12 protein-coding genes are annotated in these 13,807 nt (G+C 44.2%); 1 reads left to right on the top strand and 11 read right to left on the bottom strand.

The window, feature by feature from the left end; all coding sequences use genetic code 11:
• From recJ to KUA50_RS06540, 3 genes are all read right to left on the bottom strand, one after another.
• Complete coding sequence (recJ, locus tag KUA50_RS06550) at positions 1-1,728, bottom strand: single-stranded-DNA-specific exonuclease RecJ (RefSeq protein WP_218456665.1); 1,728 nt, start codon at positions 1,726-1,728, stop codon at positions 1-3.
• 172 nt (positions 1,729-1,900) lie between these two features.
• Entirely contained in the window at positions 1,901-3,112 is a 1,212-nt protein-coding gene (locus KUA50_RS06545) for an aminopeptidase C (protein WP_134843850.1), read from the bottom strand.
• Between the two features lie 61 nt (positions 3,113-3,173).
• Positions 3,174-4,577 (bottom strand): aminopeptidase P family protein, encoded by a 1,404-nt coding sequence (locus KUA50_RS06540; RefSeq protein WP_218456664.1) that lies wholly within the window; start codon positions 4,575-4,577, stop codon positions 3,174-3,176.
• 162 nt (positions 4,578-4,739) lie between these two features.
• On the opposite strand from KUA50_RS06540, the gene KUA50_RS06535 reads away from it, so the two are divergent.
• Entirely contained in the window at positions 4,740-5,579 is an 840-nt protein-coding gene (locus KUA50_RS06535; RefSeq protein ID WP_218456663.1) for a patatin family protein, read from the top strand.
• 1 nt (position 5,580) lies between these two features.
• Here KUA50_RS06535 and KUA50_RS06530 read toward each other — a convergent pair whose 3' ends face one another.
• From KUA50_RS06530 to uvrA, 8 genes are all read right to left on the bottom strand, one after another.
• Positions 5,581-5,916, bottom strand: a complete 336-nt coding sequence (locus KUA50_RS06530; protein WP_218456662.1) for a TM2 domain-containing protein — start codon at positions 5,914-5,916, stop codon at positions 5,581-5,583.
• A 10-nt stretch (positions 5,917-5,926) separates the two neighbouring features.
• A complete protein-coding gene (locus KUA50_RS06525) occupies positions 5,927-6,349 on the bottom strand; it encodes a DUF2752 domain-containing protein (protein WP_218456661.1) in 423 nt (140 codons plus the stop codon).
• Positions 6,315-6,611: a CD225/dispanin family protein gene (locus KUA50_RS06520; RefSeq protein ID WP_256624215.1), complete on the bottom strand. Its 297-nt coding sequence runs from the start codon at positions 6,609-6,611 to the stop codon at positions 6,315-6,317. The genes KUA50_RS06525 and KUA50_RS06520 overlap by 35 nt, the downstream gene beginning before the upstream one ends.
• Positions 6,612-6,786: 175 nt before the next feature.
• The gene (trmD, locus tag KUA50_RS06515) at positions 6,787-7,464 is read right to left on the bottom strand and encodes a tRNA (guanosine(37)-N1)-methyltransferase TrmD (RefSeq protein ID WP_118117118.1); all 678 of its coding nucleotides are present in this window, start codon (positions 7,462-7,464) and stop codon (positions 6,787-6,789) included.
• A gap of 92 nt (positions 7,465-7,556) precedes the next feature.
• A complete protein-coding gene (locus KUA50_RS06510; RefSeq protein WP_218456660.1) occupies positions 7,557-9,380 on the bottom strand; it encodes a M6 family metalloprotease domain-containing protein in 1,824 nt (607 codons plus the stop codon).
• A 90-nt stretch (positions 9,381-9,470) separates the two neighbouring features.
• Positions 9,471-10,325, bottom strand: coding sequence for an EFR1 family ferrodoxin (locus KUA50_RS06505; RefSeq protein WP_218456659.1), 855 nt, complete (start codon positions 10,323-10,325; stop codon positions 9,471-9,473).
• A 24-nt stretch (positions 10,326-10,349) separates the two neighbouring features.
• A complete protein-coding gene (locus KUA50_RS06500) occupies positions 10,350-10,736 on the bottom strand; it encodes a DUF1573 domain-containing protein (protein ID WP_218456658.1) in 387 nt (128 codons plus the stop codon).
• A 116-nt stretch (positions 10,737-10,852) separates the two neighbouring features.
• Complete coding sequence (gene uvrA / locus KUA50_RS06495; RefSeq protein ID WP_218456657.1) at positions 10,853-13,801, bottom strand: excinuclease ABC subunit UvrA; 2,949 nt, start codon at positions 13,799-13,801, stop codon at positions 10,853-10,855.
• Positions 13,802-13,807 lie beyond the last annotated feature (6 nt).

Here is a 13,807-nt window from a genome sequence, read left to right as displayed (position 1 = left end):
CTATTTCTCACTGTTGTTCGGACGGATATCCTCAATTTGCAGTTGTACCTGATTCTTCTTGAAGATATTGTCTTCTATGGTATATACAATGTCGAAACTCCGTTTGCTCTTGATGTATCGTGCAGCGGCACTTTGTCCGAAGGCAATGCCGTTGACCACGTTGCTCGACTTAGAGTCCACAAGTTCCAGCTTGATGTGCTCCTGTTCCCTTCCTACTACTTTGCTTGTACCATAGTCATACACTTTGGTCGTGCAGAATATCGGCTTTTGATTGCCTGGTCCAAAAGGTGCAAACCGTTTCAGGTCACTGTACAGGTGCTTGGTGATGTCTTTGAAATCAATCTCCGCGTCAATATGAAGCAAGGCTTCTGTCTGCTCTGGAGCGATATGTTCCTCTACATATTTCTGGAATCTTTCTCTGAATTCTTTTACCTTATCCCATTTCAGAGTAAGTCCGGCAGCGTATGTATGTCCACCGAAATTCATGAGAATATCGCGGCAACTCTTGATGGCAGAATAGACATCAAAGCCCGTAACACTGCGTGCTGAGCCTGTGGCCATGTCACCATCTTTGGTCAGAACGACGGTAGGGCGGAAATAGATTTCCGTGAGTCTTGAGGCAACAATGCCGATGACTCCTTTTTTCCATCCTTCATCGTAGAGCACAATACTGGAGTTGTGCTTCTGGGTTTCGAGTCTTGACACGATACCATTGGCTTCCTCCGTCATCTGCTTGTCGATGTCCTTACGTTGTTCGTTGTATTCATTGATGTGTTTTGCCATGCGGATGGCAGTAGCAAAATCTCTTTCTACCAGCAGGTCAACGCTCAGTTTGCCGTTTTCCATTCTTCCTGAAGCATTGATGCGTGGACCAATCTTGAATACGATGTCGCTCATTGAGATCTCTCTGCCATTGAGTCCGCAGATATCAATGATGGAACGCAAACCGATACTTGGATTGGTATTGAGCAACTTGAGACCATGGAAAGCGAGGATACGGTTTTCTTCCTCAACAGGCACGATGTCGGCAGCGATGCTTACGGCACAGAAGTCGAGCAGCGGGATGAGTCTGGAGAACGGAATGTTGTTGTTCTTGGCGAAAGCCTGCATGAATTTAAAGCCTACGCCACATCCGCAAAGGTGCTTGAACGGAAAGGTATCGTCAGGACGCTTAGGGTTGAGAATAGCCACAGCAGGAGGCATCACCTCGTCTGGTACGTGGTGATCACAAATGATGAAATCTATGCCAAGAGACTTGGCATATTCTATTTCCTTGATGGCTTTGATGCCACAGTCAAGGATGATGATCAGTTTTACACCTGTCTCGTTGGCAAAGTCTATTCCTTTCTTGCTGACTCCGTATCCCTCATCATATCTGTCGGGGATATAGTAATCGATGTTGGAATAGAATTGCTGCAGGAACTTATAGACCAAAGCTACGGCAGTGCATCCATCTACGTCGTAATCGCCATAGACAAGGATGCGCTCCTTGCGTCCCATCGCATCATTGAGGCGGTCAACGGCTATGTCCATATCCTTCATGAGGAATGGATTGATCAGGTCGGCAAGCTGGGGTCTGAAAAAACGTTTGGCTGCCGATTCTGTCGTAATGCCTCTTTGGATGAGAAGCTGTCCTAAGATAGGGCTGATGCTTAGCTTTTCGCCCAGTTCCTTTGCTGCTTTTTCTTGCTCTGGTGTAGGTGCTTCATAATTCCATTTAAAATGCATCTTAATTATTTTTTATTTCTGCCGTCAAAGTTACAAAAATAAAACGACAAATAGAAATGTTTTAACTTGAAAATAGCAGAAAAAGCATGAATTATGCAAAAAAAGGCAGCAAACCTGATGGATTGCTGCCTTTTTAAAATATTTATCTAAGTTTCTTTTCTTCCTGTTATCCTTAGATTCCGAGTTTTTTGCGGATATCCTTAGGGATGGCATTCTTGTTTACCATGAAGTCCATAGTCTTGTATGCTACGAATGCCTTGGTCATGTACCAGGTTCCCTTGTAATCGCCATACTCACCCCATGAGTTCTTCACCATGTAGTACTCCTTACCATTCTGGTCCTTTGCGATACCATAGATGTGCATACCGTGGTCATCGGTAGTCTCCCAGTTATCGAAAGCTTCCTGACGCATCTGCTGTGTTGGTACAACCTCAGGAGCGTTGACACCCAGTGAGTCGAACTTCTCTTTCTTCTCGTCTTTTGAAAGCTTGAACCAGTGGTCTGCATCGGTGCCTGCCATAGAACGAACCTTCTTTACATCGTAAGCGATACCGAGACCTTTGCGAGTGAAACCATCCTCTGTTACGTCGCCACCCCAAGCTATAGTATAACCGTTGTTGACTGCGTTGTCGATAATCTTGCAGATGTCTTCCATTGGAACGTTGTAGCTCATAGGCCAGCGCCAGTTGTCCTGTACCTCAACAGCAAACTGACTCCACATTGGGTGGTGGGTATAGCTGGTGATGGTTACATAGTCATCGAGATTCAAACCGAGGCTCTCGCAGAATGACTGTGGAGTATATTGCTTGCCCTGATAGGTAAACTTCTCTGGAGTCTTACCGATGTAAGAGTCGATGATGCCCTGAAGACCGCTCTTCCAAGCAGAAGAAATTTTCTTAGCATTGCTCTTGGCAACAGCTTCTACGTATGGAGTCATCACATCGAAGAACTCACCGAAGTTGGCAAGTGAGTCACCTGTCAATGTACCTGGTGCTGGCATTGCATTCTCTGGTACGATACCATAGTGCTTCAAAGCATACAGTACATCGTATGCGCTACCGCCCTGTGAGAAGCTCACGTCACCGTGCATTCTGACAGCCATTGTGGCGCGGTCCATGTATGTCTTGTTGGCAACGAACATCTCGCTCAAGTCGTATGTCTTGCCTGTCTTCTTCAAAATCTCGCTCTCAAAATAGCTGAGCGTAGAGTAAGCCCAGCACGTACCACTGCGGTTCTGATCCTTGATGCTGGTGATAGGGTTTTCCTTTACCACTGTAAATACTGGCTTGTTCTTTGCGATAGCTGCTGAATCAGTAGCGGTCTTTGCGCTTGCACCTGTGGCAACCAATGCCATCAATGCTGCTGCGATCAATGTTTTCTTCATTAAAATTTCTCTTTATATTAATAATGTTGTTCTTTCTTTTCTCTCTCTTCAAGGGAATTGCTTATCTGTTGGCTGCCATGTAGTCCTCTACATCCTTTGGATGATAAGGGATGCGGTCTTTACCCAAGAATCTGCAACCGTCTTTGGTGATGAGTAAATCGTCCTCGATACGGATACCTCCGAAGTCCTTGTAGGTTTCCAACTTGTCGAAGTTGAGGAACTCTGCGCAATGACCTGAAGCCTTCCAGTCGTCGATGAGGGCAGGGATGAAATAGATTCCCGGTTCATCTGTTACTACGAAACCTTCTTCGAGGCGGCGACCCATGCGCAGGCAGTTGGTACCGAACTGTTCCAGGTTAGGACGAACTTCCTCATCGAATCCTACATTGATCTGGTCGAAATTCTCCATATCGTGTACGTCCATTCCCATCATGTGACCTAATCCGTGAGGCAGGAACATGGCATGAGCACCAGCCTTGACAGCCTCTTCTGTATCACCCTTGGCAAGTCCTAACTCCTTGAGCTTATCAAACATCAGGCGGCATACTGCAAAGTGAACATCTGCGTATTTCACACCAGGCTTGGCAACTTCGAGTGCATAGTCGTGGCAAGCCTCAACGATAGAGTAGATTTCCAACTGGCGCTGGGTAAACTTACCGCTTACTGGCATGGTACGTGTATTGTCAGAGCAATAGTTGTTGATGGTCTCGGCACCAGCATCGCAAAGAGCCAGTCTGCCAGCTTCCAGAATGCTCATGGAAGGATTGCCGTGCATAATCTCACCATGCTGACTGAAGATAGTAGGGAAACTGACCATTGCTCCATAAGAGTTGGCAATTCCGTCAACCTGTCCGCCTACAAATTTCTCTGTTACTCCTGGACGAGTCAACTTCATGGCAGTGGTATGCATCTTGTAACCAATAACAGCAGCACGTTCCAGTTCCTCGACTTCCTCAGGAGTCTTGGTAGAGCGCATCTTTACCACAGCCTTGATGAGATCCATAGAGGCCTCTTCCTTTTGCTGGTTAGGGTGGATGCCGAGGAGGTCGAATATCTGGAGCTTGATGTCAAAGCGATAAGGAGGCAGGAAATGTATCTTGCGCTTCTTAGACATGGCATCATTGCAGATAGTCTTCAGAGATTTCATAGGTGCAGAGTTGTGGACACCAACCTGTTCTGCCAAGTCGTGTACGCTTTCCACGCTGCCATACCATACGATATCTTCTATATCTATGTCGTCACCGATCAATGTCTCGATGTCGTTGTCAATGTCGATTACACCTACCAGACCATCGCGCTGCTGTCCGAAATAATAGAGGAAAGTAGAGTCCTGACGGAATGGATAGTATCCATTGTTAGGGAAATTACAAGGTGAATTGTTATTTCCGAAAATCAAAATTACGCCTTCACCTACAAGCTTCTTAAGCTCTTGGCGGCGCTGAATGTAAGTGTCCTTACTAAACATATTTTTAGTTTTTTGTTATATTTTGGTGCAAAGTTAGTGATTATTTCCCAAAAAATGCTTATCTTTGCAAGCAAAATCGTATAAAAAGTGAGAATTTATAAATAATTAATAATAAAAGCCCGCTTTTTGTGCAAAAATGAATAAAAAAAACAGGTAAATGGTATGAAGATAGAAAGAAAAACGGGACTGGTCTTGGAAGGAGGCGGAATGAGAGGTGTGTTTACAAGCGGGGTACTGGATGCCTTCATGAAACACGATTTGTATTTCCCATATACGGTGGCTGTTTCTGCAGGTGCTTGCAATGGTATGTCGTATATCAGTCGCCAACCCCGTCGTGCCCGTATTTCCAATATCGATTACTTGGATCGGTATGAATATATCGGTCTTCGGCATCTGGTTACTCAAGGTTGCATCTTCGACCGCCGGTTGCTTTATGATAAATTTCCCAACCAGTTGTTGCCTTTCGATTTTGATACTTTTTTCCAGCATGCGGAAGGTTTTGAGATGGTAACGACCAATTGTCTGACGGGGCATGCCATGTATCTTTCTGAAACTCATGATAAGCAGCGTGCTCTGGATATCGTCAGAGCTTCAAGCAGTTTGCCTTATGTCAGCAAGATTGTGAATGTGGATGGTATCCCGATGCTGGATGGTGGTATCGCCGACAGTATTCCTGTTCAGCATGCCATCGATATGGGATATGAGCATAATGTGGTGATACTGACCCGCAACAAAGGGTGGCGTGATCATGGGAAGGATCGCAAGATACCTTATTTATATAAGAACTATCCTCGCCTTCGTGTTGCTCTGAGTCATCGTCATAAGGTATATAATGAACAACTCCAACTTGTAGATGATCTGGAGGCCGCAGGCAAGATCACATGTATTCGCCCGCTTCGTCCGCTTGAGGTGGGACGTATTGAGAAAGATACTGTCAAATTGGAACGGTTATACGAAGAAGGCTTCACTTTAGGTGAAGCCTTCTGTAAGGAGTTTATTTGAATTAAACGTAAATTCCCAATATTTTTTGGAGGTTTTTCTCTCTTGTTGCTCCCATGATGAGGAACAAGTCTATCAGCCACCAGATTCCACATCCTCCACAGGTTATGAGTTTTAGTATTCCGATAATCACATCACCGATGTAGATACGGTCGATTCCTAAGGAACCTACGAGAACAGAGAGAATGATAGCTATGGTTGGATCTTTGGATTGAGCCAGATAGATACTGGCGGTATTATAATCCATTTCTAACAGTTTTTCTCTGAGGATACCCAAAGCTTCGTATGGCAGTTTGCTGCCATATATAGCAATCAGTTGATCAACTTGTAGATTGTTCATAAGCTTGACATTAAATGTTGAGAATATTTCTTAGTACAAACCAGATGCAAAAAGAATAGACGTATATCCAGACAGCAATTTTACCTTCGAAAATACTTGTCATTTTCTCTTTTAATTTCCCATTCGGTAAATAATATGTTGCTATGATGATAAGCGTATAGGGGAGGGCGTATATTAAATAATAGTTATAGTGACAGGCTTTTAGTACATCTCCATTAGTGAGGGCATGTAAGAAACGTTGTATTCCACATGCAGGACAACTAAGTGTGGTTATCAGCTTAAAAGGGCATTTAGGCCAAAACCAATAGTTGCTTGGATTGAAGCTGTACAGTAAACTGAGTGCTACTATAACTATTAATAAATATGTGTACTTGTTTTTTGCAATTTGCCTGAAACGCTTACATGCCAAGCATAGCAAAGATGGTTGCACCATAGACTAACAAGTAGATTATGTTGATAACCAAACCGATACCTATACCGATAAGACTCCATTTCTTAGCCTCTTGTGCTGCTAAATTAGCCGCTTCATATTGCTTTGCATAATAAAGGCCATTTACCTTACTTGCCTTAACGATACCTACAATACCAAGTGGCAAGCAACAGCAGATTGTGCAGATGATAGCAAGTACAAGATTGTTGTCTGGTTTTGGAGGCATAGGTGTGCTGACCTGCTGTTCAAAATTGTTTTGTTCCATAATTGTGTACGAGTTAGACCATTTCTTTTTTAGTTACTAGAAATGTAGTCTGGTCTTTTCGCTACTTTCTAGTTTTTATTTACTTTTACTTTTTTGATTTTTGTCTTATTTAGAAAATTGAGTTACTCTGTTTTAGATTGTTCTTTTTTATTGAAAGATTTGCTCCGAAATATCTTTATTCTTCTAATAAATCAGGGCGCAGGCGTCTGGTTCTTTCCATGGCCTGATCAAATTCCCATTGGCGAATCTTAGCCTCATTTCCGCTCAGCAGTATCTCTGGAACTTTCCAACCCTTATAGTCTGCTGGTCGGGTATAGATAGGGGCTGCAAGAATGTCGTCCTGGAAACAGTCGGAGAGAGCGCTTTGTTCATCGCTGATGACTCCTGGAACCAAACGGATTACTGCATCAGAGATAATGGCTGCAGCAAGTTCGCCACCTGTCAATACGTAGTCGCCTACAGAAATCTCACGGGTGATGAGATGGTCTCTCACTCTTTGGTCAATACCCTTGTAGTGACCGCAGAGGATGATGAGGTTGCCTTGCATAGACATCTCATTGGCAATCTTCTGGTTGAAAGTCTCTCCGTCTGGAGAAACATAGATGACGTCATCATATTCGCGTTCAGCCTTGAGGGCAGTAATGCAGCGATCGATAGGTTCGCATTGCATCACCATGCCGGCACTTCCTCCGTATGGATAGTCATCTACTCGTTTCCATTTATCTAATGTATAATCGCGCAAGTTATGGAGATGAATCTCTGCGAGACCCTTCTTCTGTGCACGTGCCAGGATAGACTCATTGAAGAATCCCTCCAGCATTTCCGGTAATACAGTGATAATATCTATTCTCATATTGAATGCAAAGATAATATAATTTGAGCAAGTAGCCAAATGATTCTGCTATTATTTTCATTTGGAATGTATTGCAAAGAATTATATACGTCTTACTTGATGATAACCTTCTTCTTTCCGATGATGTAAACTCCCTTGGTGAGCTGACTAACATCTGTGCCCAAGTAGCGTCCATCGAGGGTGAAGATACGTGTATCCTTCTCCTGATTCTGCTGGATGACAGGGCTGTCGATGCCTGTAGCAAAGTCCTTGAGATAATCGAAGGTAATGACGCCGTCGGTCTCCTTGATGTTGTAGAAAGGCTTTTTCAATGTGCTGTTGTTGAGTTCGACACTCAAAAGTTCGGTCTTATTTTTTTTAGTACCTGGGAATGGATCGCCTTGGAGACTTAAATTGTATTGATCGTCTGTCCATTGCTTTCCTTTACCATGGTTGTAGTCTGAGATTACATAACCATCGGCAGGAACAATCATGACATTGGGTTTGCCTATTTCATTGTTGAGTCTGTTATTAAGGCTGACTGTAGGGTAAGGGTAGTCGATGCGCCAAACTAACATACCGGTAGTATTGAAGGCTTTGGTTATTCCCCTCCACCAACCATCTGTCTGGATATTTTGGATAAGGAGATATTCGTCATTCTCTCCATTGATCTTGTAAGCTTTTCTGTCGCTGGCATAGGAATTCAAGATTACCTGTTTTGCATCATCTCCTAATTCTACAGGAGTAGTCCAGCCCATTACATCCATTTCCCATGGGGAATATGGAGTAGGAAAATAGCCGCTATATGTATATTCTCCTCCGTCCATCAAATCCCAGTATTCTGGGTTTTGGTTATCTACTCTTGATGCCTCAACTGTAGGATAAAGGTCTGGAAGTCCCATTGTATGGCTGAATTCATGACAGAAAAGTCCGATACCATTGAGCAATTTCATACCATTGAACTTCTCCTCCTCTACAGTAGGAGAAGCATTCAACTCGTTGTTGATACCATATCTGCAAATCCTCTTACCATTCAACTTGAGCAAGTTGTTGGTTCCCGGCTCATAGAATGCGTTAGTGCCTGATTTTGGCCAAAGACAATCAGAACTGTTGCCACCGAGACTCTCGCTATAACCTGCATATATGACATACACCAAGTCAACATAGCCGTCATTATTTTGATCGTAGTCTGCAAAGTTGACCTTACTTGATACGCTCTTGCAAGCTTCGGCTATCATTTCTGCAAAATTTACATCGGTAGCTTTACCAATATTTCCACCATAATATGCAGAATTCTTACTTACGGTAACGGGACCTACGATGTCAAACTGAGGAGTGAACTTTCCCTGACTCATATCATTGAAGTACTGGGATACACTGCCGTAGTTTACCATTCCTTTTGTAACATAAGCATTATTGGCTTCAGGTGCTGCTTCTCCTTCGGCTCCTTTAAGATAATGGGTAAATGTGGCAACAGGATCTGATGTCTTGAATTTGACATCCTGAAATTCTACCAGAATGACCAAAGCCTTCGGTGAATCGGTATGAGGGAAATATGCAGGAGTTACTGTGCCGATAGGTTTTGCAAGTGCCTGAGGCTCTGCATTGAGCAAGTTGAGGAACTTTTCCTTGTTCTGGTTATTAATGACCTGTTCTTCCACAGTTCCACGTTCACCAGCATTATGAGCCAACTGTGGGGTTGCTTTCAGTGTTCCGTCTTCCTCCACCTGTGCTACATAATAGTTGCTGCCCACTTGTACGAGAAGTACATCGTCTGCGGTACTGTACCAGCTGAAGTGTTCATCACCATGAAGGCGAATGGTCAGTTGGCTGCCATCACTCTGGGTAATGGTGGTGAGTTCTGTATGCGCTTTTGCAGCAAAGCCGCTTGCGATGCCCATCAGAGCAAATACAATGCTAAGTAAAATCTTCTTCATATAATGATTTTTAATTATTAATGCTAATTTCGTTTGATTGATGCTTTATTTGAATGCTAAATGATAACTTTATTTGTTTGATAGAATTCTTTATTTGAAATAATATTGTCCCTTCTTCAGGGTCTGGTGACCAAACTCGATGGCATGGTGCGGACAATGGTGGTAACAATTGAAACATGTGAGGCAGTCGTCATGATGCAGCCATACAGGCATTTTCCCTTTATCGCCATCAATATCTCCAACGGGACAGACATGGGCGCAGATGCCACATTTCACACATTTGTCTGCTGTGACGTGAAAACGCTTGTCTGTAATGAGAACTTTTTCAAAGAAACCACCCACAACCTTGGTGAAAAACCATGGAATAGGACCTTTTACCAATCTGCAGATACCTTCCTTACGATTGAAAATCTCCTCGCTGATTTCTTCCAGTTCCAAAGCAGACTTCTCCTTTTTCCGAATCTCCTTTTCCTTCGGATCGACATCCATGAAAGGTAATCCTACGTATGATTCGGGCATGATGAGAGAGAAGGAAGAGGCTACCTCATGCACTCCGATATTCGATAAGGAAGAATTGGAGGCAATCGTTTCGTTGAGATTCTCTATGGTCAGTCCGATACTGTCACCAGCCGTACAGACTGCATAGGCGTAAACGGGGCTTGGAACTGGCGATTCATAGTTGGGGTGCACTTCTTCAGTTGGTAGATTGACCTGAAGTTTAGCTATAAATTCCCTGACAAGTCTTGGAACCCTCCAACCATGAACGGGGAAAACGAAACCAAGCCGTTCACCTTTTTCCAAGATGAACGGCTCAGTATATTGGGCGCCTGATTTTTTGATGAGCCTCATTTCTTCGGCAATATCAATCAGTCGCTCATGTGTAGCTGTTGCCAATTTGATGGCAGCCCAGCGGGTATTTCCTGTACCAGAAAAATAAAATATCATTTTTTAGTTTCAGTGCAATCAGATTTATTTCTGTTCTTCCACCATGACACCCTCGATGTAAAGGCGTGTCATCTCAACGTTGCCATTGCTACGAACGGTGATAGACTTCTTGAAATGACCAGGGAACATACCCTTGCCATTGTATGTTACAGTAATCTGACCTTTCTGGCCTGGTGCGATAGGCTGCTTGGTATAGGCTGGAATAGTGCAGCCGCAACTGGCGATGGCCTGATTGATAATCAATGGCTTATTGCCTACGTTTGTGAAAGTGAAAGTAGTCTTCTGTACTGGAGACTTCTCACTGAAGTTGCCAAAGTTGTGTACCACTCTGTCAAACTTGATTTCTGCCTGTGCGCTTGCTGTTGCTACCATGGCAACAAGCATTGTCAGCGCTAAGATAAATCTTTTCATATCTTTGATTTTATTTATATTCAACTTTTTATTTGCATATTTGGATGCAAAGTTACGCATAAAGTTTAGTATTCTGCTACTTTTTTACAATATTTTATACTTAATCATGCGATATTCTATTTTTTATCAAGCAATTGAGCCAGAAATTGTCCTGTAAGACTCTTCTTGCATTGCATCACTTCCTCTGGCGTACCGGCAACAACCAGGTTGCCACCCTTGTCACCTCCTTCAGGACCGAGGTCGATGATATAGTCGGCGCATTTGATGACATCAAGATTATGCTCGATGACAACCAGTGAGTGCCCTCTCTCAATGAGTGCATTGAAAGCATGAAGCAGTCGCTTGATATCATGGAAGTGCAGACCGGTGGTTGGCTCGTCGAAGATGAAGAGGGTAGGTTCCTGATCTTCCTTACCGATGAAGAAGGCAAGTTTGACACGCTGGTTTTCTCCACCAGAAAGCGTACTTGAATTCTGTCCGAGCTTGATATAGCCTAATCCGACTTCCTGCAAAGGGTGTAAACGGCTGACGATGACGCGGCAGGAATCGAAGTCACCATTATTGTGCTGGTTCTTCTCATCTGCAAAGAATTCGATAGCTTCGTTCACGGTCATGTTGAGCACATCATTAATATTCTTACCTCCGTATTGTACCTCAAGGATATCGTGCTTGAATCGTTTGCCTTTGCATGCTTCGCATTGCAAAACCAGGTCTGCCATGAATTGCATTTCGATTGTTACATAACCTGCTCCCTTGCACTCTTCACATCTTCCTCCCTCAGCATTGAAGGAGAAATAGGCAGGAGTGAATCCCATCTGTTTTGACAACGGTTGGTTGGCAAAGAGCGAACGGATGGCATCGTATGCCTTCAGATAGGTGGCAGGGTTGCTGCGGGAACTTTTACCGATAGGGTTCTGATCCACAAACTCCACATGCTTGATGGCGTTGACATCGCCTTCTAAGCCTAAGTGCTCGCCTGGCGCATCTGCCACCAAGTCTAAATGACGGCGCATGGCAGGGAAGAGGATTCCCTTGATGAGCGAACTCTTGCCGGAACCTGAAACACCAGTCACCACTGTAAAAACATTGAGTGGCAACTTGACGTCGATGCCTCTCAGGTTATTCATTCTGGCACCCTTGATTTCGATGAAACGGTTCCAGGCACGATGGCTTGTTGGCGTTTCTATCTTTTCATGATGGGTGAGATACTTGATGGTGTAACTATCAGGGTATTTCTCCAAGAGTTTCTGCTGGGCTTCCTTGTCGGTAGTAGAATACTCAGAAGCAGGACCGGCATAAACCAGTTGACCGCCCAGACGACCAGCATCCGGACCGATATCTATCAGGTAGTCGGCAGCCCGCATGATTTCCTCGTCATGCTCTACGACGACTACCGTATTTCCTAATTGCTGCAATTCTCTCAGCACCTTGATGAGTCGTGCTGTATCTCTGCTGTGAAGACCGATGCTTGGCTCGTCGAGAATATAGACACTTCCTACAAGTGAAGAACCTAAGTTGGTGGTCAGGTTGATGCGCTGGCTTTCACCTCCAGAAAGGGAGTTGGAAAGACGATTGAGCGTGAGATAACCGAGTCCCACATCCAGCAGAAACTGCAGGCGGTTTGTAATCTCTGCCAAGAGTCTTTTGCTCACGCATTTCTCGTGTTCGGTCAGTTCCAGTTTGGTAAACCAGATCTTGAGATTGGTGATAGACATCTCCACGAGTTCAGTAATACTTTTGCCGCCAATTTTCACATAGTTAGCTTCTTTCTTTAAGCGAGTGCCGTGGCAATCTGGACAAATCGTCTTGCCGCGGAATCTGCTGAGCATCACGCGGTACTGTATCTTATATTGGTTTTCCTTCACCATTCTGAAGAATTCGTCAATGCTCACCCTGTCGTGTGGCTCACGATTCTTCTCAGAAGGAAGACCATGCCAAAGCCAATCTTTCTCCTTTTGAGAGAGTTCGAAGTATGGTTTGAAAATAGGGAAATTATAGGGCTCTGCTCTGCGGATAAATTCCTTGAGCCACATACCCATCTTTTCTCCTCGCCAGCAAACCACACAACCGTCATAAACACTCAGGGAAGTATTTGGGATGACGAGCTTTTCGTCGATGCCGATTACGCTTCCGTAACCCTCGCAGGTAGGACAGGCACCCAGAGGAGAATTGAAGGCAAACATATTGTCTGACGGTTCCTCGAAGGTCATTCCATCTGCTTCAAAACGGGTCGAAAAATCATAGGCAATCTTACTTGGCAAGAACAGGAGGCGGCAGGCGCCATCTCCTTCGTAAAAAGCTGTTTCGGCTGAGTCCATGAGACGGCTGATATCATCTTTTTCTTCACTTACAGAAGAACGGTCTATCACGAGAAAGATTTCCATGCCTGTTTCAGTCATCAGCTTTTTGAGCTTTTCGTCAGAGGCTTCAAGAAGATCCCTCATGCTTACTTCTGGCGAAAGCATCTCGCCGCTATTGGCTTTATCCAGAAAGTCTTCGATGCGTTCAAACTCATTTTTCACCAAAATACGTGCATATCCTTCCTGAATATACATCTCCAGTTGCTTGCTGAGGCTTCGTCCCTCAACGATGTGAAGAGGGGAAAGGATGACAAACTTGGTGCCCTTGGAATATTGGCGGGTACAAGCTAAGATGTCTTCTGTAGTATGGCGCTTCACCTCCTGACCGCTGATAGGAGAAATAGTTTTTCCTATGCGAGCATAGAGTAATCTGAGATATTCGTAAATTTCAGTACTGGTACCCACGGTGGAACGTGGGTTACGGGAAATAACTTTCTGTTCGATGGCGATGGCAGGTGGCAATCCCTTGATGAAGTCACATTCTGGTTTGCTCATTCGACCCAAAAACTGTCGGGCGTATGAAGATAGAGATTCCACATAACGGCGCTGACCTTCGGCATAGAGTGTGTCGAAAGCCAGCGATGACTTACCGGAGCCAGAGACACCCGTGATGGCAACAAATTTGCCCTGAGGTATCTTGACATTGATGTTTTTGAGATTGTTAGCCCTGGCTCCTTTGATCTCAATATATTTATCTTTTGCCATTTTTTA

It is taken from the genome of Segatella hominis (assembly GCF_019249725.2).
Classification (GTDB): Bacteria; Bacteroidota; Bacteroidia; order Bacteroidales; family Bacteroidaceae; genus Prevotella.
This window is presented reverse-complemented; position numbering and strand designations above follow the sequence as displayed.